Annotated in this window: 24 protein-coding genes and 7 pseudogenes; 15 read left to right on the forward strand and 16 right to left on the reverse strand. The window is 69.4% G+C overall.

Translation table 11 applies throughout. From position 1 onward, the window contains the following. Window positions 1-21 precede the first annotated feature (21 nt). Window positions 22-1,017 (reverse strand): carbohydrate ABC transporter permease, encoded by a 996-nt coding sequence (locus tag JIX56_RS41705; protein WP_257548890.1) that lies wholly within the window; start codon window positions 1,015-1,017, stop codon window positions 22-24. After that, window positions 1,014-2,423 carry an ABC transporter substrate-binding protein gene (locus JIX56_RS41710; RefSeq protein WP_257548891.1) on the reverse strand — a complete coding sequence of 470 codons (1,410 nt, stop codon included), beginning with the start codon at window positions 2,421-2,423 and terminating at the stop codon, window positions 1,014-1,016. The genes JIX56_RS41705 and JIX56_RS41710 overlap by 4 nt, the downstream gene beginning before the upstream one ends. Before the next feature lie 208 nt (window positions 2,424-2,631). Between JIX56_RS41710 and JIX56_RS41715 the strand changes: the two genes are divergently transcribed. The 4 genes from JIX56_RS41715 to JIX56_RS41730 all read left to right on the forward strand — a co-directional run bounded on the left by JIX56_RS41715 (window position 2,632) and on the right by JIX56_RS41730 (window position 6,164). Further along, window positions 2,632-4,209, forward strand: coding sequence for a glycoside hydrolase family 32 protein (locus JIX56_RS41715; protein ID WP_257548893.1), 1,578 nt, complete (start codon window positions 2,632-2,634; stop codon window positions 4,207-4,209). 456 nt (window positions 4,210-4,665) lie between these two features. Then, complete coding sequence (locus tag JIX56_RS41720) at window positions 4,666-5,364, forward strand: chromate transporter (protein WP_257548895.1); 699 nt, start codon at window positions 4,666-4,668, stop codon at window positions 5,362-5,364. Between the two features lie 297 nt (window positions 5,365-5,661). Then, window positions 5,662-5,973: a hypothetical protein gene (locus tag JIX56_RS41725; RefSeq protein ID WP_257548897.1), complete on the forward strand. Its 312-nt coding sequence runs from the start codon at window positions 5,662-5,664 to the stop codon at window positions 5,971-5,973. Continuing rightward, the gene (locus JIX56_RS41730) at window positions 5,967-6,164 is read left to right on the forward strand and encodes a hypothetical protein (RefSeq protein ID WP_257551578.1); all 198 of its coding nucleotides are present in this window, start codon (window positions 5,967-5,969) and stop codon (window positions 6,162-6,164) included. The genes JIX56_RS41725 and JIX56_RS41730 overlap by 7 nt, the downstream gene beginning before the upstream one ends. 9 nt (window positions 6,165-6,173) lie before the next feature. On the opposite strand, the gene JIX56_RS41735 is transcribed toward JIX56_RS41730, so the two are convergent. Together JIX56_RS41735 and JIX56_RS41740 are read right to left on the reverse strand one after the other, a co-directional pair. After that, on the reverse strand, window positions 6,174-6,734 hold the full coding sequence (locus JIX56_RS41735) for a hypothetical protein (protein ID WP_257548899.1): 561 nt from the start codon (window positions 6,732-6,734) through the stop codon (window positions 6,174-6,176). Between the two features lie 312 nt (window positions 6,735-7,046). Continuing rightward, on the reverse strand, window positions 7,047-7,241 hold the full coding sequence (locus tag JIX56_RS41740; protein ID WP_306819909.1) for a hypothetical protein: 195 nt from the start codon (window positions 7,239-7,241) through the stop codon (window positions 7,047-7,049). A 249-nt stretch (window positions 7,242-7,490) separates the two neighbouring features. Between JIX56_RS41740 and JIX56_RS41745 the strand changes: the two are divergent. Then, a pseudogene (locus JIX56_RS41745) lies at window positions 7,491-7,856 on the forward strand (permease); the annotation flags it as partial. Between the two features lie 271 nt (window positions 7,857-8,127). On the opposite strand, the gene JIX56_RS41755 reads toward JIX56_RS41745, so the two are convergent. The 3 genes from JIX56_RS41755 to JIX56_RS41760 are packed head-to-tail and all read right to left on the reverse strand — an operon-like array spanning window position 8,128 to window position 9,350. Further along, a complete protein-coding gene (locus tag JIX56_RS41755; RefSeq protein WP_443031959.1) occupies window positions 8,128-8,352 on the reverse strand; it encodes a TIGR03943 family putative permease subunit in 225 nt (74 codons plus the stop codon). Then, complete coding sequence (locus JIX56_RS48200; protein WP_443031960.1) at window positions 8,328-8,732, reverse strand: transposase; 405 nt, start codon at window positions 8,730-8,732, stop codon at window positions 8,328-8,330. Before JIX56_RS48200 ends, JIX56_RS41755 begins: the two co-directional genes overlap by 25 nt. A gap of 33 nt (window positions 8,733-8,765) precedes the next feature. Beyond that, the gene (locus JIX56_RS41760) at window positions 8,766-9,350 is read right to left on the reverse strand and encodes a DinB family protein (RefSeq protein ID WP_257548900.1); all 585 of its coding nucleotides are present in this window, start codon (window positions 9,348-9,350) and stop codon (window positions 8,766-8,768) included. A 5-nt stretch (window positions 9,351-9,355) separates the two neighbouring features. On the opposite strand from JIX56_RS41760, the gene JIX56_RS41765 reads away from it, so the two are divergent. Continuing rightward, window positions 9,356-9,484 carry a hypothetical protein gene (locus JIX56_RS41765; RefSeq protein WP_257548903.1) on the forward strand — a complete coding sequence of 43 codons (129 nt, stop codon included), beginning with the start codon at window positions 9,356-9,358 and terminating at the stop codon, window positions 9,482-9,484. Between the two features lie 280 nt (window positions 9,485-9,764). Here the strand turns inward: JIX56_RS41765 and JIX56_RS41770 are convergent, their stop codons facing one another. Further along, a complete protein-coding gene (locus JIX56_RS41770; protein ID WP_257548905.1) occupies window positions 9,765-9,899 on the reverse strand; it encodes a hypothetical protein in 135 nt (44 codons plus the stop codon). A 22-nt stretch (window positions 9,900-9,921) separates the two neighbouring features. On the opposite strand from JIX56_RS41770, the gene JIX56_RS41775 reads away from it, so the two are divergent. From JIX56_RS41775 to JIX56_RS41785, 3 genes and pseudogenes are all read left to right on the forward strand, one after another. Beyond that, window positions 9,922-10,212 (forward strand): hypothetical protein, encoded by a 291-nt coding sequence (locus JIX56_RS41775; RefSeq protein ID WP_257548907.1) that lies wholly within the window; start codon window positions 9,922-9,924, stop codon window positions 10,210-10,212. 298 nt (window positions 10,213-10,510) lie between these two features. Then, entirely contained in the window at window positions 10,511-10,795 is a 285-nt protein-coding gene (locus tag JIX56_RS41780; protein WP_257548909.1) for a hypothetical protein, read from the forward strand. A 232-nt stretch (window positions 10,796-11,027) separates the two neighbouring features. Next, window positions 11,028-11,174: pseudogene (locus JIX56_RS41785) on the forward strand (SDR family oxidoreductase); the annotation flags it as partial. Window positions 11,175-11,183: 9 nt separating this feature from the next. Here the strand turns inward: JIX56_RS41785 and JIX56_RS41790 are convergent. From JIX56_RS41790 to JIX56_RS41795, 3 genes and pseudogenes are all read right to left on the reverse strand, one after another. Then, window positions 11,184-11,480: an AfsR/SARP family transcriptional regulator gene (locus JIX56_RS41790; RefSeq protein WP_257548910.1), complete on the reverse strand. Its 297-nt coding sequence runs from the start codon at window positions 11,478-11,480 to the stop codon at window positions 11,184-11,186. Window positions 11,481-11,577: 97 nt separating this feature from the next. Further along, window positions 11,578-11,886: pseudogene (locus JIX56_RS48205) on the reverse strand (AfsR/SARP family transcriptional regulator); the annotation flags it as partial. Next, window positions 11,883-12,995, reverse strand: coding sequence for a CPBP family intramembrane glutamic endopeptidase (locus tag JIX56_RS41795; RefSeq protein WP_257548912.1), 1,113 nt, complete (start codon window positions 12,993-12,995; stop codon window positions 11,883-11,885). The pseudogene JIX56_RS48205 and the gene JIX56_RS41795, both read right to left, overlap by 4 nt. A 153-nt stretch (window positions 12,996-13,148) precedes the next feature. Here JIX56_RS41795 and JIX56_RS41800 point away from each other — a divergent pair. Beyond that, a pseudogene (locus JIX56_RS41800) lies at window positions 13,149-13,298 on the forward strand (AMP-binding enzyme); the annotation flags it as partial. Between the two features lie 51 nt (window positions 13,299-13,349). Here the strand turns inward: JIX56_RS41800 and JIX56_RS41805 are convergent. Next, window positions 13,350-13,613 (reverse strand): annotated as a pseudogene (locus JIX56_RS41805) (beta-ketoacyl-ACP synthase); the annotation flags it as partial. 57 nt (window positions 13,614-13,670) lie between these two features. Here JIX56_RS41805 and JIX56_RS41810 point away from each other — a divergent pair. The 5 genes and pseudogenes from JIX56_RS41810 to JIX56_RS41830 form a co-directional block, all read left to right on the forward strand. Further along, window positions 13,671-13,871: pseudogene (locus tag JIX56_RS41810) on the forward strand (sigma factor); the annotation flags it as partial. A 32-nt stretch (window positions 13,872-13,903) separates the two neighbouring features. After that, a complete protein-coding gene (locus tag JIX56_RS41815) occupies window positions 13,904-15,496 on the forward strand; it encodes a peptidoglycan-binding domain-containing protein (RefSeq protein ID WP_257548923.1) in 1,593 nt (530 codons plus the stop codon). A gap of 126 nt (window positions 15,497-15,622) precedes the next feature. Then, window positions 15,623-16,316, forward strand: a pseudogene (locus JIX56_RS41820) (helix-turn-helix domain-containing protein). Window positions 16,317-16,660: 344 nt separating this feature from the next. Continuing rightward, the gene (locus JIX56_RS41825; protein WP_257548925.1) at window positions 16,661-17,575 is read left to right on the forward strand and encodes a helix-turn-helix domain-containing protein; all 915 of its coding nucleotides are present in this window, start codon (window positions 16,661-16,663) and stop codon (window positions 17,573-17,575) included. 78 nt (window positions 17,576-17,653) lie between these two features. Beyond that, a complete protein-coding gene (locus JIX56_RS41830; RefSeq protein ID WP_257548927.1) occupies window positions 17,654-17,902 on the forward strand; it encodes a hypothetical protein in 249 nt (82 codons plus the stop codon). Here JIX56_RS41830 and JIX56_RS41835 read toward each other — a convergent pair. From JIX56_RS41835 to JIX56_RS41850, 4 genes are read right to left on the reverse strand one after another with little or no spacing between them, the layout of a single operon-like run. Continuing rightward, the gene (locus JIX56_RS41835; RefSeq protein WP_257548929.1) at window positions 17,884-18,705 is read right to left on the reverse strand and encodes a class I SAM-dependent methyltransferase; all 822 of its coding nucleotides are present in this window, start codon (window positions 18,703-18,705) and stop codon (window positions 17,884-17,886) included. The genes JIX56_RS41830 and JIX56_RS41835 overlap by 19 nt on opposite strands. Then, window positions 18,702-18,893: a hypothetical protein gene (locus tag JIX56_RS41840; protein WP_257548931.1), complete on the reverse strand. Its 192-nt coding sequence runs from the start codon at window positions 18,891-18,893 to the stop codon at window positions 18,702-18,704. The genes JIX56_RS41835 and JIX56_RS41840 overlap by 4 nt, the downstream gene beginning before the upstream one ends. A 44-nt stretch (window positions 18,894-18,937) precedes the next feature. Beyond that, window positions 18,938-20,773, reverse strand: a complete 1,836-nt coding sequence (locus JIX56_RS41845) for an ABC transporter ATP-binding protein (protein WP_257548933.1) — start codon at window positions 20,771-20,773, stop codon at window positions 18,938-18,940. After that, a complete protein-coding gene (locus JIX56_RS41850; RefSeq protein WP_257548935.1) occupies window positions 20,770-20,895 on the reverse strand; it encodes a hypothetical protein in 126 nt (41 codons plus the stop codon). The genes JIX56_RS41845 and JIX56_RS41850 overlap by 4 nt, the downstream gene beginning before the upstream one ends. Window position 20,896: the final 1 nt, after the last annotated feature.

The following is a 20,896-nucleotide window of genomic DNA, read 5'->3' on the forward strand; positions in this document are numbered from 1 at the left end:
TACTCATCTGACTCACCCGGCTCACTGGTAGTGGACGTAACGCCGGCTGAGCCGGAACTGGAGTGCGGTGACCGCCATGATCAGGGCGAAGAGCAGGACGCCCACGGCGGACGCCTCGCCGAAGCGGAGCTGCTCGAAGGCCGTCTCGTAGATGACCATCACGACCGTGCGCGTCGAGTCGCCGGGACCGCCCGCCGTGAGGACGTACGGCTGCTCGAAGACCTGGAGGGCGTTGATGATGCCGACCACGGACGCCACCAGCAGCGTGGGCGACAGCAGCGGCAGGGTGATGGCGAGGTGCTTGCGCACCCCGCTCGCGCCGTCCAGCGAAGCCGCCTCGTGCACCTCTTTCGGGATGGTGTTCAGGCCGCCGACGAACAGCAGGAACGAGAAGCCGAACTGCTGCCAGACGTACGCCAGGACCACGGCCGCCATCGCCCCGTTCTCCGAGGTCAGCCAGGGGACCGAGGGGATACCGACCGTGCCGAGGAGCCAGTTCACGGGGCCGAAGTCCTGGTTGAACAGGTACTTCATCACCACCGAGATGGACGCGGCGGACAGTACCAGCGGGAAGAAGAACGCCGAACGGAACACGGACCGCAGCCACTTGGGCATCCGGCCGTTCACCGCGATCGCCAGCACGAGCGCGATCAGCAACTGGAGTGCGACTGCGAGCGCCATGAAGACGAGCGTGTTGCGGAAGGAGACGAGGACCGTCGAATCGGTCAGGATCTCCCGGTAGTTGGCCGCTCCGGCCCACCGCGGGTCGTCGATCACGTCCCACTGGAAGAGGCTGAGGACGACCGAGCCGACGATCGGTACGACCGTGAAGACGACGATGCCGACGACGGTGGGCGCGAGGAACAGTACGGCGAGGAGGCGGGTGCCCCGGGTGCGGATGGTGGTGGCGGCCGTGGACTCGGATGCCTTACGGGTCTGACCGGTCCTGCGGTTCCCGCGGCTCTTGCGGGTGCGGGCGGGCTCCGGTCCTACGGGCCTGATCTCGGTGTTCGTCACACTTCACGCTCCATGGCCTTCTCCAGGTCCCCCTGCAGCCGGCGCAGCGCGGGACGCACCGCGCCGGGGCTCGCAAGAGCGGTTCCGGTGTGCTTGATCAGCAGCTGCTCGACCTCGTTGACCTGCGGCGGGGCCGGGATCGGGCCGCTGGTGGGGATCTTGTCGAGGGTGTCGTAGAAGACCTGCCAGTGGGCCGGTCCTGTCTCCCGGTAGCGGGCCTCGTCGACCATGGAGCGGCGGGCCGGAGTGGTCTGGTTGGCCGCGAAGAGCTGGGTCATCACGTCCTTGCGGGCGGTGTACTTGATGAACTCCCAGGCCTCGTCCCGCATCTTCGACGTGCGCAGCATCGCGTACCCGGCGGCGCCGAACTGGTGACGCCGGGTACGCCGGCGCGGGAAGTACCGCACGTCGTAGTCGGCCGGTTTCATGCCCGCCTGATGCAGGCCGCCCGCCCAGAAGCCGCCCGCGGGCGTGACACCGACGCGGCCGGTGGAGAAGACGCCGACGAGGTTGCGGCCGTCGCCGCCCTCCGGCCGGGTGCACAGGTCCTCCTGGACGAGGGAGGAGAGGTAGTCGTAGACCTCCGCGACGCGGTCGGAGTCGGCCAGGGGTGTCGTCCACCGGTAGCCGCCGCCCCGGCCGCGCCGCTGTGCCTCGGGATAGAAGGAGTTCCAGAGCCAGTCGCCGCCGGGGGCCTTGGACTCGGTGAGGAGGTTGGTGTCGTTGGCGAAGAGCCAGGGGACCACTCCGCCCCACAGCCGGTTGGTCCAGAAGTACGGGGTGAACCGGTCGCCGTTGCTGCGTTTCATCGCTCGCAGCAGCGTGGTGAAGTCGTCGTGGGTCCAGTCGTCGTCGGGGAGGTCGGCACCCGCGCGTTCGAGGACCCGGCTGTTGAGGTACATGTCGGCCGCGTTGAACTCGACCGGCAGCTGGTGGAGGCTCCCCTCGTACATCATCGACTCGACCAGCGAGGGATGGACGTCGGCGAAGTACGTGCGCAGCTCGGCCGCGTCCCGCTTCGCCCACCTGTCCAGCGGTACGCCGAGCCGCCGGGCGAAGAGCTGCACGCCCTCGGTGGCGACGTACACGAGGTCGGGTGCCGTACCCGCGGCGATCTGGGTGAGGATCTTGGAGAAGAAGTCCGACCAGTCGTAGGCCTGTACGGGGTTGATACGGATCCTGATGTCGGGGTGGACCTCGCGGAATCCGTCGCGCAGGGCGCGCTGCGCCTCGGGGTTGAAGGCGGAGCCCAGGGTGGCGATGACGAGCGAGCCGTCGTCGCGGCCGGGGATGTCGGCGGCGGTGAGGCGGTCCCAGCCGGCCGCGACACCGGCGAGAGCGGCGGCTCCGGCGCCGTACGCGCCGTAGCGCATCAGGGCCCGTCGGGAGAGGAGCGAGTCGGTCATCGGCGAGCCTAACTCGTGTTAGCCAAAGTTTGATTCATGATGATGAGAACCCCGCTGCGGCTCTGTCAAGGGATGTGCGCGGATGGGAGGTTACGAAGAGCGGCCGGTGCGCGGGGGCTTGACCTTTAACGAGTTAGGTATACGGTTCCGGTCCCATGAGCCGCGTCCCGACGACGACGTCGGGGAAGGGAGCCGCACGATGCGTGGCATGAAGAGGAGTTCGCTCGGACCGGGGGAGACACTGTCCAGGCGGTCGCTGCTGACGGCCTCGGCCGTCGGCGCCGCCGGTGTTCTGCTGCCGGACCTCGTGAGACCGGCGGTGGCGGTGCCCCGCGAGGCGACGGCAGCGTGCACGGGCAGCTACCGCGCCGAGTACCACTTCACGGTCCCCGACCAGTGGATGAACGACCCGCAGCGCCCGATCTGGATCGACGGCGAGTACCACTACTACTACCTCTACAACCCCGACTACTCGACGGGCGGCACGACGGCCGGCACCACCTGGCGCCTGGCCACCAGCACCGACCTCGTCGCCTTCACCGACCGGGGCATCGCCGTGCCGAAGGACACGACGCCCAACGGCGATGTCTGGTCCGGCTCGGCGGTGGTCGACACGGACGACACGGCGGGCTTCGGCGCGGGCGCGGTGATCGTCCTCGCCACCATGGCGCCCGGCGACGTCACCCAGGCCCAGTACCTGTACTACTCGACGGACGACGGCCGCACCTTCACGAACCACGGCACCGCCCCGGTCCTCCCCAACCCCGGCGTACGGGACTTCCGCGACCCCAAGGTGATCCGCGACGAGGAGCGCGGGCGGTGGGTGATGCTGCTCGCCGAGAACGACAAAGTCGGCTTCTACCACTCCGCCGACCTCAAGGCGTGGACGTACGTCGGCGGCTTCATCAAGGGCGGCATCGGCGTCCTGGAGTGCCCCGACCTGTTCCGGATCAGGGCGGACGACGGGACCTGGAAGTGGGTGCTGGGCGTCAGCGCCAACGGCAAGGGCTCCGGGCTGCCGAGCACGTTCGCGTACTGGACGGGTTCCTTCGACGGCACGACCTTCACCGCCGACGCGTCCGATCCCCAGTGGCTGGACCACGGCTGGGACTGGTACGCGGCGGTCACCTTCGACAAACGTGACGCGAGCGGGGTCCTGGACCCTGACGCGCGGTATGCGATCGGCTGGATGAACCACTGGGACTACGCGAACACCACGCCCACCATCGAGTGCGACGGCTTCAACGGCACCGACTCGATCGTCCGCGAGGTACGACTGAAGCACGCGTCGGGTACGTATTACCTGGCGTCCCAGCCGGTGGCGGCCCTGGACGACCATGTGTCGCGCACGGTGGACCTCGGCGACATCGCGGTCGACGGCACACGACCGCTCGACTACACGGGTACCGCGTACGAGCTGACCTGTGAGATCACCTGGGACCAACTGGTGGGCGCTGGCCTCCAGTTGCGGCGGTCGTCGGACGGTGGGCGGCACATCGACGCGGGGGTCTACGGCGGCTACGCCTTCGTCAACCGCGGTTACACCGTGAGCCCCGACACCTCCGGCCGCTGGCAGGAGAGCCGCACGCCGTTCGACCTGTCCGCCGGCACGGTCCGCCTGCGGATCCTCGTCGACCGCACGTCCGTCGAAATGTTCGTCGACGACGGCCGGTACGTGCACTCGACCGAGGCCTTCCCCGACCCGTCCGACACCGCACTGGCGCTGTTCACGATCGACGGGCAGGCGGTGTTCCGGAACGTGGTGATCCGGGAGTTCACGGTCTGATCCGACGGGGAGGTGGCCGGGGTGGTGGAGCCTCGCCCGTCGGTAGGGGAATCCGCCGCGGGCGAGTTGGAGAGGTCCTCTCCAGTTGGCGAGATCAACGGCCCGCACTGAAAACGGCCCAGCGCACCGCCCTCAGCCTCGCCTCGCTCAGGGCGAAGCACATGGCCTTGCTCGCGTTGATCAGCTTTCTGGCGTCGACCCTGACGTCCTCAATGAGCACGTCAGGGTCGACGCGGTACCGCAGGCCGTTGATGTGGTCGACGTCTAGATAGCGCAGGCTGTCGTCGGCGTCAGTGCAGTGTTGTCGGAGCGGCGGATAAGGCCGAAGCCCTGCTGCGTTTCCGTCACGCCGGTTCGCGGCCCAGCAGCGCCGCCCGGCGGTAGTACTCGTACAGCCCGTCGAAGACCGGCATGGTGACGGTCATGGTGTGCTCGTCTTCGCCGATCATGGACAGGGTGATCGTCGTCGTGGGTCTGGCCGGGTGGCTGATCGCCCGCTGGGCGCCGGGCGTCTTCAAACCCGCCGGGCACGGTTCCGCCGACGACGGACCGGCGCCCCTGATTCCCGACGACGCGCTGCACCACGAGCGTCCGAGCCGTGGCCGTACGACGCGCATCCTGCTGATCGGCCTGCTGCTGTGGGCCGTTCCGGTCGCTGCCGTCGCCGTACTCACCGGCACCGGCAGCGTGTTCACCACCCAAGGGCTGTTCTTCTCCGGTACCGCCCTGGTTACCTTCGGTGGCGCCTACGCGGTGCTCGCCTACGTCGCTCAGCAAGCGGTGCAGACGTACGGGTGGTTGAACGCCGGGGAGATGGTGCGCGGACCGGCCCTCGCGGAGACGACACCAGGCCCGCTCATCATGGTCGTCCAGTTCGTGGCGTTCCTCGGCGCCTACCGTGATCCCGGCTCGCTGAACCCCTGGGTGGCCGCCCTGCTCGGCGCGCTGCTGACGACCTGGGTCACCTTCGTGCCCTGCTTCCTGTTCATCTTCCTCGGCGCCCCCCACATCGAGCGGCTGCGCGGGAACCGCCATGTCTCCGCCGCGCTCAGCGGCATCACCGCCGCCGTCGTCGGCGTCATCGCCAACCTCGCGCTCTACTTCGCCGAGCACACCCTCTTCACCACCGTCGACGACCACACCTTCGGGCCCTAGCCGTCCCGGACCTGACGACCTTCCGTCCCGTCGCCCTCGGGATCGCGGTCGTCGCCGTCGTCCTGATCTTCCGGCTGCGCTGGAGCGTCCTGCGCACCCTGGGCGTGTGTGCCGGGATCGGTCTGGCAGCCGCGCTGGCCCGGCTGGTGGTGAACTGACCGGCGACGCTCGGGCGGTGGCCGTGTCGGTACCGGACGCGGTGGTGACACGGACGTTCTGTACGCCTCATGATGGCGGGTCATGGGGGGTTCGGTGTATCTGTCTGGTGTGTGCCGCCACAGCCGGAGGCCGCGTGTGGTGCCGGTGGCGGCTGTGCGGGCGGGGCTGTTCGCCGTGCTCGGTACGGCGGTCGCGGGCACGGTGCATCATCTGGCCTTTGATGCCAACCCCTCGTGGAGCGTGCGGACGCTCGCCGCTCTCGTCCTCTTCGGCCTCGCGCTGCCGGGGGCCGGTCACGACAAGCCGCTGATACGGCAGTTGATGCCGGCGGTCGCCGCGCAGGCGGTCGTCGGCTTTTGGTTCGTCCGGGCCGATGACGCGCTCACGGTTCCCGCGCACGGCGTGTGGCCGTCGTCGGTGCACGCCGGGTGGCCGGTCATCTGTTGCTGACCGTGCTGTCCGCGGCGCTGCTGCGCGGCATGGACACCTGCCGACGGCGGGTGCTGTACGCGGCGGGCTACTTCACCGGGCTCCCGGCCGTCGGGTCGTTCGGGCCGGTGCTGCGGTTCGTGTGCGGCACGCGGTTCGCCTCGCCCCGGCTGGCCGCCGCCGCGTCGGCGCACTACGCGTCGGCGGCGTAGCCCGGCAGGTCACTCGCAGCTCGGCGCCTCGGGGGCGTCCTCGGCATGTCGCGTCAGTGAGCAGACCGTGTCCAGCGCGATCTTCCAGGTGTCGTCCTGGACGACCGCGGCCCCCGGGCCGCCGGTGTCCAGCCGGCGGCCGTCGCGGGTGAGCGTGTAGGTGACGGTGGCGTCCTCGGACGTGGTGTACGACACCGAGGTCACGTCGGCGCGGAGGCGACTGCCGAGCGGGTCGAGGAAGAGGTTGTCGATCATCAGGGCGTTCTGCTCACCGCTCTCGACGACTGCGCTCCTCTCCTCCAGGGAGGACTCCGGGTCGAAGAAGGCCCGCCAGGCTTGCCTGATCTCCTGCTCGGCCTCCTCCGGGTCCTCCGGCGCCGTACCGGTCGGCGTCGGGGACACCGAGACCGACGGGGATCCGCTGGCCGGCGTCGAGCCGGACGAGTCGGAGGCGGGCGGCCGTGTCGTCTCGGGTGTGCCCCCGTCACCGCCGCTGTCGCAGGCACCGGTGAGGGCGAGGGCGGCGGCGGCGACCACCGCCGAGGCCATGCGTGCTGTCGCAGAGGTCATGGAACTCCACCTTCGGGGTCGCCGTGTGGCTGGGCTACCCGAATCGGACCAATTCATCCAGGCGGACCCGCGGACATGTGGACGCGGGTGGGTACCGCATCTCGGGGTAGTAACCTGCCAGGCCCCGAGGTGAGGTGGGACGCGATGAACAGGATTCCCCGTCGGGTTGCCGAGGCGATCGTGGTGCTGGCATCCGCTGCCGTGTTGCTGGTTGCGGCGACCTGGCTCGTGGACAACTTCTGACGCGGCGCCGGCCGCGCGGGCCGCAGCCCCTCACCGCCGGTGGCACGACACGCTCACCGGTGCCTTGGGCTACGACGTCTCCGGCGACCGCCCCGCATCAGCCGCCGACTGACCAAGTGGCTGGCCGAGCCGCACGTTCCAGTGCTCGAACCGTCCGCTGAACTCCGTCGCGGTCAAGGGCGGCACGTCGATCTGCCAGAACGCCGAGTCGGGAGCCCCGAGCGCCCGCACCACCGCGGTGCGTACGCCTTCGGGTGCAGCCACGGCGAGAACGCGACCCTCCATCTGCGCGGCAGAGTCGAGCCAGTCACACCCGGACAACGCCCGTACCCCACTGAGAACACCTTTCCGATGGCCCTCACCGGACACTCCCGGCGAGGGCCGTTCGCTCTGCGCCGACGGGTCACCACACGTCGACGGTCGGCGTACATGTTCTCCCGGCGCAGTCGGCCCTCGTAACCTCCAGCGGGCGCTACGTTGGCGCGATTCCGACGGCCGCGATGAGACGGGGGCCTCTGCACCCCGGCCGTGGCCGCCTGGTGGACGGTCTTCACAGCGATCGTCGTCCAGGGCGTGCCGTTGCTGGTGCTCGGGACGCTGGTGTCGGCGGCGATCGACGCCTTCGTACCCGAGCGGGTCTTCACTCGGCTCCTGCCCCGCAACCCCGCCCTCGCCGTCCCCGTCGCGGGCGCGGCCGGTGTCGTGCTGCCGGGCTGCGAGTGCGCGTCCGTCCCCGTGGCAGACAGCCTGATGCGGCGCGGGGTCGCTCCGGCCGCCGCCCTGGCCTTCCTCCTCTGGCGGTTCTCGGCGGCGACCTTTGTGGTCGCGCTGGTGAGCAGTGTGCTCGTGGCGTGGTGGTTGGCTGGCGGCGGCGGTCCGGGTGGCCCGATCGTCCGCCGACGACGACACGAGCGGAGCCGGCGATCAACACGACTCCGATGACGGGGAGACGACGGCCACCACGACCACAGCCATGGCCACCGCGTTGCCTGGCTGCTCACCATCCCCGCTCTCGCCCTGCTCCTCTTCCCACCGCCCGCCCTCGGCTCGTACAGCGCCGAACGCGCCGCAGCCGAGTACGCGGCCCAGGGCATCGGCAGGTTCCCCGCGCTTCCGAAGGGCGACCCGGTCGACCTGACCCTCGCGGAGTTCACATCGAGCCGAGCTTGCCCTTGGGGTGCCAGGTCCCGGTGACCGTCACCCAGGCGTCGGTGGGCCGGGCGTCGATGCCGCGGATCTCGATCTTGTCGGGTCGTGCGTCGGCCGCGCAGCAGGAGATGAGCAGGCGGGTCACGTACCAGGTGTCGCCGTCCTTGGTGACGAAGCCGGTCATCCGAATCGTGCGGCCCTTCATCGTCCTGCCGCTGTCGTACATCGCGCGGACCTCTTTTGGCGCGAACGGAGGCCGCGTCGACGATCGGCGAGGTCCAGTCCACCTCGCCCCGGGCCGCGAGTTCGTCCAGCACCGCCCTGTGCGGCCGACGCCACAGGCCGGCCTCGGTCCATCGTGAAGCGGCGATGCGCGGTGGCGGGCGACGTGCCGAACGTCGGCGGCAGATACCGCCAGGCACAGTCGCTGGTCAGCGCGTACACCACTGCCGTGAACACGGCCCGCTCGTCACACGGAGCGGTCCCACCACCTTGCGGACGGCAGCGAACGACGGCAGCGAACGACGGCAGCAACGGGGCGGCCGGCTCCCAGAGTTCATCAGGAACCAGACGCTTCGATAGATCAGCACCCACGACCGGCATCATGACGCACGAACATCACGTCACGTGAGACAACCTCTAAGCCTTGATTGGTGCGGCCGACCTGGCGGCCTGCTCGATCTTCGCGCAGTAGGCTGCACGGGCTTCCTCGTCGATCTGCTGCTCGTTTTCGGCGCGCAACCCGGTCCGGCCGTCGAGGCCCTCGCGCAGGATATCGGCGTGCCCGGCATGCCGGACGGACTCGCTGAGGACATGGACCATGATGGCGAACAGGTTCGTGTTGGGATAAGGCTCCGGCCACCACGGCACATGGCCGGGGGCGTCGAGGGGAAGCTCGTTGATCGTTGCGTCCGCGTGTTCCCACGTGCGCCGGTAGAACCCGATGATCTGATCGCGGGTCTCGTCCTCGGTCGCCCACAGATCGCTGCCGTTGTAGTCCTGCCACCGGGGCAGCGGTTCCGGGGAAGGGCGGTCGAAGACCTCGCCGAAGTACCTGGCCTCGACGGTGGCCACGTGTTTGACCAGGCCGAGGAGGTTGGTCCCGGTCGCTGTCAAAGGTCGGCGGGCGTCGTATTCGGACAAGCCGTCGAGTTTCCAGAGCAGCGCCCTGCGGTCCCGCCGCAGTCTCCCGTGCAGGTTGTCTTTCGCGAACTCATCGATCATGCGGCATGAGCCTGCCATGGGCTGCTCGTGGTCTCAAGATCCCGTACGTGGTCCGCAACGACTGGCAGAGCCGAGGCCTGGCCATGGCCGCCGCCCTGACCTGCTACAAGAAGCTCGCGAAACTTGCCACGTGAGACACCCTCTTACTCACGGTCAAGTTTGTCGTTGATCATCGTGGACTCCATCACCCTGAAGCGTCAGCACTGGCAGGCCTCACTGCTCCTCACTTGCCTCCGGGGTCGCGCGAGTTCGGCGGCGGACGGGTCTCCGAGGTGGCCGTTCCGGGCCCGCAGTGCGGTGCTCGCGGTTGGCTCGAAACTCGAAACTCTGCAGCGCGGGAACAATATCGGGGGCGAAACCGGATTCGGATCGAGGTGAAACCGCAGCCTTGCTCCGAAACGGGGTTGAGGGGCTCTACTCGCCGCCCTCGGCGGCGGGCGCGTTGGTGTACCGGAGGCCCTTGGCGCCGCCGGAGCGGCCGGGCTGCCTTGTCGCTCCACCCGCCGCAGCGCTCTCCGATGGTGAGCTGCCCCTCCGGTTGCTGGTCACGGCGCACTCCCAGGGCGGCGGCATGTGGGCTGCGCTGGATGACCCGAGCTATCAGCTCTTTGCGGAGCCGTACGACTCTGATGGCTTCTGCCTGACGGTCCAAGCGCCGGAACCCGGCGATGACGACGCTTCGTGGGAGATCGAGATCGGGCGTTGGGAGCCGGATGATCCTGACGAAGAGTACGGAGACCACACCAGTGCAACAGGCAGCCCGTTGATCGGCTGTGCTCTTCCGGCTGCACCGGCTGCACCGGCTGCCGACGAGATCGCCGACTTGCTGAGTCCGTGGACGAGAGCCGCTGCTGCTTGCTGAGTCCGTGGACGAGAGCCGCTGCTGCTTGCTGAGTGGGCCGAGACCCCAACGGGAACAGTGCTCGCAGGGACGACGATGGTGGTGACCAAGCGCTACGACTCTTGATCGGGGCGCCGGCAAGGATGCCGTGATCCCAGAGCGGCGGCCCAGTTACGGTCGACCTCCCTGCGCATCACTGGCGCTCCGTTTTGAACAGCACGTCGCCCGGCTGCTCCTTGTCTTCTCTACCTTCGGGTAGAGAAGCCTTTCCTGCCGACGGCTGACGATCGGGCCCACGGTCACCGGAATGCTGGTGGTCATGACCTTCACCGCATTCATCATCACCCTCTGCATCGTCGTGATCTGCGCCTCCACGACCTTGACGATGACCAATGAACCGCCGTTCTGGATGGTATTGAGCGTCTGTCTGTTCACCTATCCGCTCAGCACCGTGCTGCTCCGACTGCCTGAACTCGGCAACATCGGGGGTGGGGTCGTGGGGGAGTGGAGCGTACGGCTTGCGGTGGTGAGCGCGGTCACCGCACTACTGAGTTTCTTCATCGGCAACGGCGGGCGCGGCGCTCGTACCCGTGCCGCCGATTGAGCGGGCCCAGGCCCTTTACCTGTGCGGGACCCGGGCGTACGGCCCTGCGTGGATCGTTCGGTGAGCAGCCGGCGTCGAACGCCACTACGTGGGCCGTGCCGAGGGCGGTGCAGCGGACAGTCGGCAACTCGCATCCGCCGAGCACGAGTTGCTCGACATTCGACCCGGGTGTGGTTTTCAGGCGCACACTCCTGGACTCGACGCCGTGGCCGCGGGAGACACACCCCTCACCAAGTCACAGTTCGCCGCAGCTGTCCCACTGGGCCGGATCGGACGCCCGGACGAGGTCGCCGACGTGGTGGCTTTCCTCGCTTCTGGGCAGAGCAGCTTCATTCTCGGAGCCAACCTGTACGTCGACGGCGGCGAGAACCAGACCTGAAACGAGTAGCTATGACCAGCACATCCCCAACAGGCCCTGGCCCACGCCGCGTACGTGCGGTGTCGCGGCGGGCCGGTCGCGGCGGCGGATCGCGAGCGAGAGGTCCCGCAGGGCCGGGGACGGCTGCAGGCCCAGTTCCGTCATGAGCAGCCGGCCCACCCGCTCGTAGGCGTGTATCGCTTCCGCGGGGCGACCTGCCAGGTACAGGGCTCGGATGAGCATCTCCCACGCTGTCTCTCGCAGAGGCTGGTCGGCGGTCAGGTCCTGGGCGGCCGCCACCGCGCCGGTGTGGATCCCGGTCTGCATCAGGGCACCGGGCCTGGTCGGGAATGACGAGCGCGTATCCGTTCGGCCCGCTGGTCAGCGGTTGATGGGGTGCGCACGTCAGCCCTCGTGGTTCCAGCAGTCGGCGCAGGCGGCTGATGTGCGCGTGGATGGCGGAGGCCGCTGCGCGAGGTGGGTTACCGGCCCACAGGTCATCGCAGAGCGTCTCCATGCCGACCGGGCGGCCCTGCGCGACGATCAGGCGCGTGAGCAGCACGCGGCACTGAGGCGGCCCCAGTTCGAGAGGCGTGCCGTCGCGGCTCACCGCGACGTGACCCAGAAGGGAAAACCGCAGCTCGGTATGGGTCATGACGTTCATGGGTGCCCGTGTGGTCGCCCGGTCGGCCCGGTCGGCCCGGTGGGGAATGTATGCGGTGTTCGTCCTCATGGCCGCGTGCCGTCCGTCGCGTGCCAGGCCGTCCGCGGGTGGGCCTGCGCCACGGCCGGGTCTGTCGGTTCCCCGGCGCTGCCCCCATGCTGCTGCCCTTCGGGTGCCGGGGGCGCATAGGCGAGTTGGTAGGGGTACGGGAACTTGTCAGCAGGGGGAGCGGAGGGCGAGGACAACGCACCATGCGGCCAGCGGCGCCGGGCGAGCCACAACACTGCCGCGGCGTACACGACGATCATGGTGGTGTCGATGGCCGCCAGTTGCCACGGCAGGTCGGCCGCCGTCTCGTCGGAGTCCAACCCGCCGACGAAGGCCGCGCCCACCGCGAACGACACCAGGTTGTTCAGCGCGTGCAGGGCTGTCGCAGCCTCCAGTCCGCCGGTACGGACGGTCAGCCATCCGGCGATCCCACCGAATACGACGAGGTCCAGGAACCCCGCGGTGGTGCCCCAGCCATGCGCTGCGGCGAAGAGCACCGCCTGGGGCAGCACAGCGATCCAGGGGGAACGGAAGAACGCGCCCACCGCCTGCAACAGCCAGCCACGGAACACGTACTCTTCGGCGGCCGACTGAAGCGGCACCAGCACCACCAGCATCCCGAGGATGGGCAGGTAGCGGTAAAGACCGACCCAGACGTCGTCTCCGGTGCCGGAGGTCTCGCCGACGGGCAGGAACAGCATGGCGGCCATGGTCAGCGCCACCACGGGCACGGCCACCAGGACGCACAGCGCCAGCCAGCGCTTGCGCAGTCGCCCTTCCACCGAGGAGATGGTGCCGGCCGGTCGTCTTCCCGCCCAACGCACCGTCAGCAGGACGACCGGTATCGCGACAGCGAGATAAGCGAGACTTTGAGCGGTGTTGACGACCGGGCCGAAGTCGATACCACCGTCGCCGTCTTCGGGATATCCCTTGGCCGTGCCGAACCCGTAGGCGAACGCGTCCGTCACGATGAACAGCAGTATCCAGCCCACGATCACCATGACGGTGCCGACAAGAGGCCGCCACCAGCGGTGGCGGCCGGTGGCGTGGGCCAGCCGATGGTAGGGGTGAGGTTCGCCCGCAGCGGGGACAGCGGGCGGAGGGAGGGGAACAGGCGCTGAAAAGGTCATGGCACAAGGTTCCCCGCGGCTGCCGGCGATCACGTCGCCCCGCGGCATGAACGGCGCACCTATCTCTGGGTAGAGATGATCTCCTACCCCGGGTAGATCCACCCGGTCGACGTGTCGATCTAGGCTCGAGCCCACCATGGACACCTTACGTAACTGGCTCCTGCCGTTGATCATCCCGTTCAGCGCCGGCTCGCCGACCACCCCGCCGTCGCGGAGGCCTGCGTCATCGGAGTGCCCGACGACAAGTGGGGCGAACGGCCCATGACCTGCGTGGTCTTCGCCGAGGGCCGGGTCGGGGCCGCGGAACTGAAGAACTTCCCGGGCACCGCCCGTCACCGGCCGGCGGGGGTGGTGTCAGCCTCCGACGCGGAAGCCGAGGACCACGTTGTGGCCGCCGAACCCGAAGGAGTTGTTGAGGGCGACGAGGGGTCCGCCGGGGAGCGGACGGGGCCGGGAGGAGAGCAGGGAGGGGTCGATCTCGTCGTCGCGGTCGGTGATGTTGATGGTCGGGGGCGCCGTCCGGTGCCGCAGGGCCAGCACCGTGGCGACCGTCTCGATACCACCCGCGCCGCCCAGCAGGTGACCGGTCATGGACTTGGTGGCGGAGACGGCGACATGACGCCCACCCGAGAGGGCTCCGACTGCGAGACATTCGTCCGGGAACTGTACGAACACCACGGCAAGGATCTGCTGCGGTTCGCGTCACGTCTCCTGGGAGGCGACTGGCACCAGGCGGAGGACATCGTCCAGGAGGCGGCCACGAGGGCCTGGCACCACGTGGAGACCCTGCCGGTGGGGCAGTGCGAGGGCCTGATGGCCGAACGGGCTCTGGAACCCGCCCCTTTAGCCCGGCGATCCTGCCCACAAGATCGCTGACTGCCTCTCAGGGGGCGTCGTATCGTCGGCCGGTGAGCCTCTGGACCTCCCTCGAACCCGCTTCCGCCCTCGTCGACCCCGGCGCCAGCACGACGGTGCGGCTTCGGGTACGCAACACCGGCGACATCGTCGACGAGTACCGTTTCGAACCGGTCGGCGACGTCGCGCCGTGGGCGACCGTTGAGCCGCAGACCCTGCGGCTCTACCCCGGTACCACCGGCACCGTGGAGCTGACTCTCTCACCGCCCCGCAGTCCCGACGCCACCGCGGGGGCGAATCCGTACGCCGTACGGATCGTCCCCACCGTGCATCCTGAGGCCACCACGGTCGTCGAGGGCAATCTCAGCATCACCGCGTTCACCGAGGTACGGGCCGAACTCGTGCCGCCCACCGTCAAGGGACGCTTCCGGGGACGGCCACAGCTGGCCATCGACAACCTCGGCAACACCAAGTTGACGGCCTCCATCGGTTCCGAGAACGACGACCAGCTCGCGTACGACATCCGCCCCGCCAATGTCCAGATCGAGCCCGGACGCGCCGCCTTCGTGCACGTCACGCTGAAGCCCCGCGAGACGATCTGGTTCGGATCGAAGGAAGAACGGCCCTACACCCTCGCCGTACGGCGCTCCGGGACGGACCCCCGCACCGTGGACGGCACCTTCGTCCAGCGGGGCTTCCTTCCCCGCTGGCTCGCCACCTGCCTCAGCGTCGCCCTCGCCCTCGCCATCACCTTCGCCGTCCTGTGGTTCGGCCACCAGCCCCAGGTACGCAGCTCCGCGACGGAGTGGAGCGAAGAGGTCTCCACCACCGTTCTCCCCAGTCCGGAGCCCCCGGCGAGTGAACTGCCGTCCCCGGACGCTTCGGATGCCGAACAGGAGGCGCTGCCCGACGGCGCCGACGACGACACCGCCGCCGACCCCGGCGGGAGTTCGGGGGAGGGCGGTGGTTCCGAAGGTTCCGGTGGTTCGGGTGGCTCGGCCCCGGAACAGGAGGACAAGGCGGCGCCCAGCGGACCGCTGCCGTTTCGCCGTGGTGACGGTCCCAACCTCTTCGTTCAGTTCGCCCAGGTGAGGATGGAGACCGCGAGGGCGTCCGATCCGTGCCGGCTCACCGGCGACCACCGGCTCGGCGTCATGGACGCGGCGACGGTTCAGGCCATCAAGTGTTTCCAGAAGGCCAACGACGAGCGCAACGACGGTGTCACGATCAAGACGGACGGGGCCGGCAACCTGGGCCGGGCCACCATGACGGCGCTGCTGATGGCCCACTTCGGCGACAGCACTTCGACCCTTCAGCCGGGGAAGAAGAACCCCGAGGTCGTCTGGTTGAACAGCATCCTGCTGTGGGCCGACAACGTGCAGTACGACACCAACGACGTCAAGGCGATGGACTCCTACGTCCGGGCCAACATCCACTACCTGAAGAGCGCTGACAACCGGGCGAGCAACTCCGCTGACGGTGGCTTCGCCGATCGCGTCGCTTCCTACCAGCGCAACCTGGGTCTTCCGGCGACGGGCAAGGTCGACGCCGCGATGTTCGCCGCCCTCCACGCGGGCAAGGTCAAGGGCCAGAACCAACCGGGACAGGTGACTGCGGCCGACTTCCCGCCCCTGCCGGTTGTCTAGTGGGGCGGTGACTGTCGTCTCACTGTCGGCCGAGACATCCGGCCCATTGAACCGCCCTCGACTCGCGCTCGTTGCAGCGGATGAAACAGGTTCGCCAGGTACGGGGCGGAGATGGGTGGGGACGACATGATGGGGACTTCGGACGACACCAGGGCGGCTGAATCGACTCAGCCGAGACGCAAGCGAGTTCCGGTCCTGGTGCATGCCCAGGACCCCATCTCTCGCGCAGGCGTCGTCAGCCAACTGTGCGAGCATGCGGTGATCGATCTCGTCGAGGAGAACGAGGAGAACGAGGAGTACACCGCCCCACCGGGTGTGATGGCGGTGGTGGTTGCCGAGACCCTGGACGACGCGACCGCCGCGGGACTGCGCAAGCTCGTGCGCGGCGACGGTGTCCGGCCCGTCCTGGTGGTGAGTCTGCTGCGCGGCAACGAACTGCTCAGCGCCATCGAGTGCGGCGTCGGCGCCGTGGTCTGGCGTCGCGAGGCCACGGCGCAGCGACTTGTGCGGGCTGTCCTCGACGCATCGCGCGGGGACGGCAATCTTCCGGCGGATCTGCTGGGTCGCCTCATGAACCAGGTGGGGATGATGCACCGCGGCGCCGCCAACCACCCCGGCCTCGCCCCCCCCGGGGCTGGGGCCGCGCGAGGTCGACGTGCTGCGGCTGATCGCCGAGGGGCTGGACACGGTCGAGATCGCGAGCAAGCTGTCCTACTCGCAACGCACGGTCAAGGGCATCCTGCACAACCTCACCACCCGTCTGCACCTGCGCAATCGAAGCCACGCCGTGGCCTATGCCCTCGGGGAGGGCTACATCTGACCGATCCCGGCGCGGGCGCGCGGGGCAAGCTTCGTCAGACGCTCGTCGTGGCCGGACAGGGCGCCCGCATGGTCCGCTCCGGGACGAGCCCGCCCGGACAGCCTCTCGTTTGCCCGGGCGGCGAGAACCACCGGGTAGGAGAGAACGCCGGGTAGGGGTGGGTCTCGAAAACCACCTGCCTGACGCCGCATCATCAGTACGCTGCGGGACGTGTGTCGTGCGGCGTACGTTGACGCATACGACGGCGACACCGGGACGACAGCCCGGACTCATGGGCCGGTCAGACGCTCATACGCGGAACGGTTTGCTCTGGGTGGTCTCTCGGGGGTGAGGGGAGCCTCTTGGTGGTGCATGGTCCACGCGGTGGCACGACGGGTGCGGTCGAGGTCGCGCGGCTCGGTGGTCTGTGGCGGGTGACGCGTCCCTGGCATCCGGGGTTGCGGCCGTTTCTGCGCAGCTATGTCGGCTACTGGGAAGCGGTGACCTCGCCGTATGAGGCGCGGTTGGTGCCGACCGGGTGCGCGACCCTGCTGATCAGCCTCGCGGAGCCGTTCTCCCAGGTGCGGCGGTTGGGCGTACCGGGCGGGGGCAGCGGGAACATCGGGTCGCTGGTGGTGGGGCTGGAGGACCGGCCCGCGATCTGTGCGCATCCCGGCGGCCAGGAGGCGATCCGGGTCGAGTTCACGCCGCTGGGCGCCTACCGGCTGTTCGGCATGCCGATGAGCGAGTTGACGAACCTGGCCATCGAGATCCGGGACGTTCTGGGGCCCGAAGCCGGGGTGCTGGTGGAGCGGCTGGCGTCCACCCGGGACTGGGCGGCCAGGTTCGACCTGCTGGACGCGGCGTTGCTCGCCCGGCTGGGGCGCGGCCCGGAGCCCGCGCCCGAGGTCGGCCACGCCTGGCGACTGCTCTCCGGCAGCGCGGGGGTGATCCCGATCGCCCGAATCGCCGCCGAAGTCGGATGGAGCCAGGGCTACCTGATCCGGCGGTTCACCCAGCAGATCGGGCTGACGCCCAAGGCGTCCGCCCGGGTGCTGCGCTTCCGCCACGCCGTGGCGATGCTCAGCCACAGTGCCGCGAGCCTGACCGAGATCTCGACGGCCTGCGGCTTCTACGACCAGGCGCACCTCAACCGCGAGTTCCGGGCCATCGCCGGTACCACACCCGGACAGATGGTGGCCTCCCGCCGGGTGGAAGGCGCACTTGCTCTCTCAGCGAGTGCAAATTCGTCCAAGACCGGGCCGCCCGCCGGTCGATAGCGTCCCTGCCGTAACAACCGATGGCCGGTCGGGCGGCGCGGGGGACCGTCCGGCCGGTCGGGCCCAAGGGGAGGAGCCGTGACCGCGACATCAGTGGCGGTGCCGGCCCGGCTCAACGGGGGCCTGCTCCTCACCGTCATCACCTCCGAGCAAGCCGGCGGCCTCGCGTCAGCCGGAGCCGAGGTCACCTGCGCGCACGGCGCCATCGCGCGCAGGGGCTTCGTCGAGCGCGCGCAGGGCGTACGCCCCGCCCGACATCACCCCCGAACAGACACGAGTGATCGTTCGCGAGTCGGCCGGGCCGACCGCTACGACGGCTTCACGTAGGCGCAGATCGCCAGTGGTGAGTGCGGTGCGTACGGTTCCGCGTCGGTGGGCCAGTCGCCGAAGCGGGTCTCCGGTTCGAGGCCGGCCGCGCGGGCGTAGGCGTCCAGCTCCTCCGGTGCGGTCAGGCGGGAGACCTCGGTGCCGACGCGGGTGGTGCCGTCGGACTCGTACCAGACGTGGGAGAGGTGCCACAGAGACCCCTCGGGCAGGAGGAGGGAGTGGCTCTGCAGGCCGGTGCCGGGCTCCGGGTAGGGCGTGAAGTACGTGGCGCGGCTGCGGCCTTCGTGCAGGGCGAGGATGGCCGGCTTGTTGTGGGTCTCCAGGACGAGGCGGCCGCCGGGGGCGAGCAGGTCGGCGGCGCGCTGTACGGCCTGGCGCTGTTCCTCGGGTGTGAGCAGCATGGACAGGGTGGCGCAGACGCAGTAGACGAGCCCCACGGTGCGGTCGGCGGTGTAGGTGCGGATGTCGGCGTGCACGGGCTCGACACTCGTGTCGTCGGCCAGGTTCCGGCGCAGGACGTCGAGCATCTCGGGGGAGGAGTCGATGCCGGTGATCCGGCCGACGCGGCGCGACAGCGGGAGCGCGATCCGCCCGTTGCCGACGCCGAACTCGACGGTGCCGGAAGCCGGATCGGGGTGGAGGGAGGCCAGACGCTCGACCTCGGCGACGACGGACGCGTCGTCGGGGAACAGACGGTGGTACCAGCCGTCGAACTGCCGGCCGTAGCCGATGTCGTCGACGATGCCGGTCGTCGTGGGAGGGGATGACGTGGCGGCCGTGGTGGTCGTGGTGGACGTGCTCATGGGTGCTGCCTCCGCTTCTTGGGTGGGGTGTTCCTCGGGTGGGTGTTCCTTCTGGCCTGTGCGCAGGCCCCGAACAGCGCCACGAGGGCGGCGCCGATGACGGCGGGAGTGCTGACGGCGCCGGTGGCGATCAGGAAGCCGACGATGCCGAGGGCCACCACGAGCGGGGTCAGCAGGAAGTCGTTCATCAGGTACTCCTGTCGGGATGCTCTCTCCTGTCGGGGTCCTCGGATCACGACGCCACGTCGCTGAGCTCCTGGAGCCGGGCGAGCCGGCGGTAGAGGCCGCTGTGCCGGTGGAGTTCGTCGTGGGTGCCGACGGCGTGCACCTGTCCCCGGTCGAGCACCACGATCCGCTGGGCCTCGGTGACGGTGGACAGGCGGTGCGCGATGGCGATGACCGCGCAGAACTCGGAGATCATGGTGATGCTGTCGCGCAGCGCGTTCTCCGACTCGCTGTCGAGGTTGGCGGTGGCCTCGTCCAGCAGCAGGAAGCGGGGTGCCTGCAGCAACGTACGGGCGATGGCGAGGCGTTGCCGCTGACCGCCCGACAGACCGGCGCCGCGGTCGCCGAGTTCGGTGTCGAGGCCGTGCGGCAGCGCGGCGATCACCTCCGTCAGGTTGGCCATGCGCAGCGCCTCGGCGATGTCCTTGTCGCCGGCGTCCGGCGCGCTGTACGTGAGGTTCTCCCGGACGGTGCCGCGCAGCAGGGTGTGGTCCTGGTCGACGTATCCGACGATGGACCGCAGCTGGTTGAGCGGCAGGTCGGTGATGTCCGTGCCGTCGATGCGGATCGCCCCGGACACCGGGTCGAAGAGCCGCTCGATGAGCTGGAAGACGGTGCTCTTGCCCGCGCCGGACGGGCCGACGACGGCGGTGAGCCCGCTGGCGGGCACCGTGAAGGAGACGTCGTCGAGGACGACCTTCTCGCTGCCCGGGTAGGCGAACGTCACCGCGTCGAAGGCGAGGCCGGTGTTGTACGCGGTCCTGGCGGGCCGGGGCCCGCGCCTGCGGTCCGCCGGGCGGTCGGCCGGCCTCTCGCCCTCCACCTCGATCTTGCCGAGCTCCGCCAGGCGGTCGATCGACGCCCTGCCGACCTGGAACTGGGCGATGGACGTGAACAGCGTCAGCAGCGGGGCCACCAGATAGAAGAGATAGAGGATGAACGCCGTCAGATCGGCGGCGGTCATCTCGCCGGTCGCGGTGCGGGCCGCGCCCAGGGCGATGACGACGGTGAGGGCGAGCTGGGTGCCGATGCTCATCGTCGGGTCGAGCAGCGACGACAGGACCGTCACCTTGATCCCGGACTTGCGGGCCTGTTTGGCGATGTCCGAGATGCCCTCCGCCTCACGGGCCTCGGCGCGGGACGCCTTCACGGTCGGCATCGCGCCGAGCACCCGCATCAGCGCGGAGCCGAAGTTGCCGGTGTCGGTCTGGTTGAGCACCGACACCTTCCGCACCCCGCGCGCCAGCCAGAGCGAGATGACGCTGGTGACGCCGAGACAGCCCAGCGTGGCGAGAAGCAGTACCTCGTCGACCCAGGCCATCAGCGCGATACCGCCGACGACCAGGAAGCCGTTCTGGATGATGCTGTCGATGGCGTGCGTCATGGTGGTGCGGGCGAGGAGCGTGTCGCTGACCATCCGGGCGAACACGTCGCCCTGCTTCCAGCCGCTGTACGCGCGGAACCGGGAGCGCAGCAGCCGGGCGGCGAGGTTGCTGCGGATGTCGTAGACGATGTTCTCCCCGGCGAGGCCGATGACGTACGAGTGGAGGGCGCCGAGGACGGCGTCGGCGAGGAACAGGGCCGCGGCGATCAGGATGGGGCCGGTCACGGGCTGTTGGTTTTCGACGGAGGCGACCAGTCCGCCGATGACGGCGGGCTGGGCCAGGGACGCCGCGGCGCCCAGCAGGCCCAGCAGGATGCCGAGTGCGATCAGTCCGCGGTGTCGGCCCAGGGCTCGCCACGGCTTGGCTCCCTTGCCCCACAGCAGATGCAGATGGAGCTCGGGGACCGCCCGGTGCACGGCCCGCGGCCTGGTCGGGGGCCGCGTGCCGGCGGGGTTCACTCGGCGTCACTCCCGTCGTGCTTGCGTTCCCGCACGACCTGGACGTACAGGAGGGCCGCCTTGACGAAGCCGAGGCCGATCAGCACGAGGCCGCTGATGAAGAAGGGGTTGTCGAGGCTCATG

The organism is Streptomyces sp. CA-210063, assembly GCF_024612015.1.
Classification (GTDB): Bacteria; Actinomycetota; Actinomycetes; order Streptomycetales; family Streptomycetaceae; genus Streptomyces.

Bases quoted from the DNA above. Each gene is read 5' to 3' on its own strand.
- JIX56_RS41710 (WP_257548891.1), bottom strand. From the start codon at position 2,423: ATGACCGACTCGCTCCTCTCCCGACGGGCCCTGATGCGCTACGGCGCG.
- JIX56_RS41715 (WP_257548893.1), top strand. From the start codon at position 2,632: ATGAAGAGGAGTTCGCTCGGACCGGGGGAGACACTGTCCAGGCGGTCG.
- JIX56_RS41735 (WP_257548899.1), bottom strand. From the start codon at position 6,734: ATGACCTCTGCGACAGCACGCATGGCCTCGGCGGTGGTCGCCGCCGCC.
- JIX56_RS41755 (WP_443031959.1), bottom strand. From the start codon at position 8,352: ATGTACGACAGCGGCAGGACGATGAAGGGCCGCACGATTCGGATGACC.
- JIX56_RS48200 (WP_443031960.1), bottom strand. From the start codon at position 8,732: ATGATGCCGGTCGTGGGTGCTGATCTATCGAAGCGTCTGGTTCCTGAT.
- JIX56_RS41760 (WP_257548900.1), bottom strand. From the start codon at position 9,350: ATGATCGATGAGTTCGCGAAAGACAACCTGCACGGGAGACTGCGGCGG.
- JIX56_RS41765 (WP_257548903.1), top strand. From the start codon at position 9,356: ATGAGCCTGCCATGGGCTGCTCGTGGTCTCAAGATCCCGTACGTGGTC.
- JIX56_RS41775 (WP_257548907.1), top strand. From the start codon at position 9,922: ATGTGGGCTGCGCTGGATGACCCGAGCTATCAGCTCTTTGCGGAGCCG.
- JIX56_RS41780 (WP_257548909.1), top strand. From the start codon at position 10,511: ATGACCTTCACCGCATTCATCATCACCCTCTGCATCGTCGTGATCTGC.
- JIX56_RS41790 (WP_257548910.1), bottom strand. From the start codon at position 11,480: ATGCAGACCGGGATCCACACCGGCGCGGTGGCGGCCGCCCAGGACCTG.
- JIX56_RS41795 (WP_257548912.1), bottom strand. From the start codon at position 12,995: ATGACCTTTTCAGCGCCTGTTCCCCTCCCTCCGCCCGCTGTCCCCGCT.
- JIX56_RS41835 (WP_257548929.1), bottom strand. From the start codon at position 18,705: ATGAGCACGTCCACCACGACCACCACGGCCGCCACGTCATCCCCTCCC.
- JIX56_RS41840 (WP_257548931.1), bottom strand. From the start codon at position 18,893: ATGAACGACTTCCTGCTGACCCCGCTCGTGGTGGCCCTCGGCATCGTC.
- JIX56_RS41850 (WP_257548935.1), bottom strand. From the start codon at position 20,895: ATGAGCCTCGACAACCCCTTCTTCATCAGCGGCCTCGTGCTGATCGGC.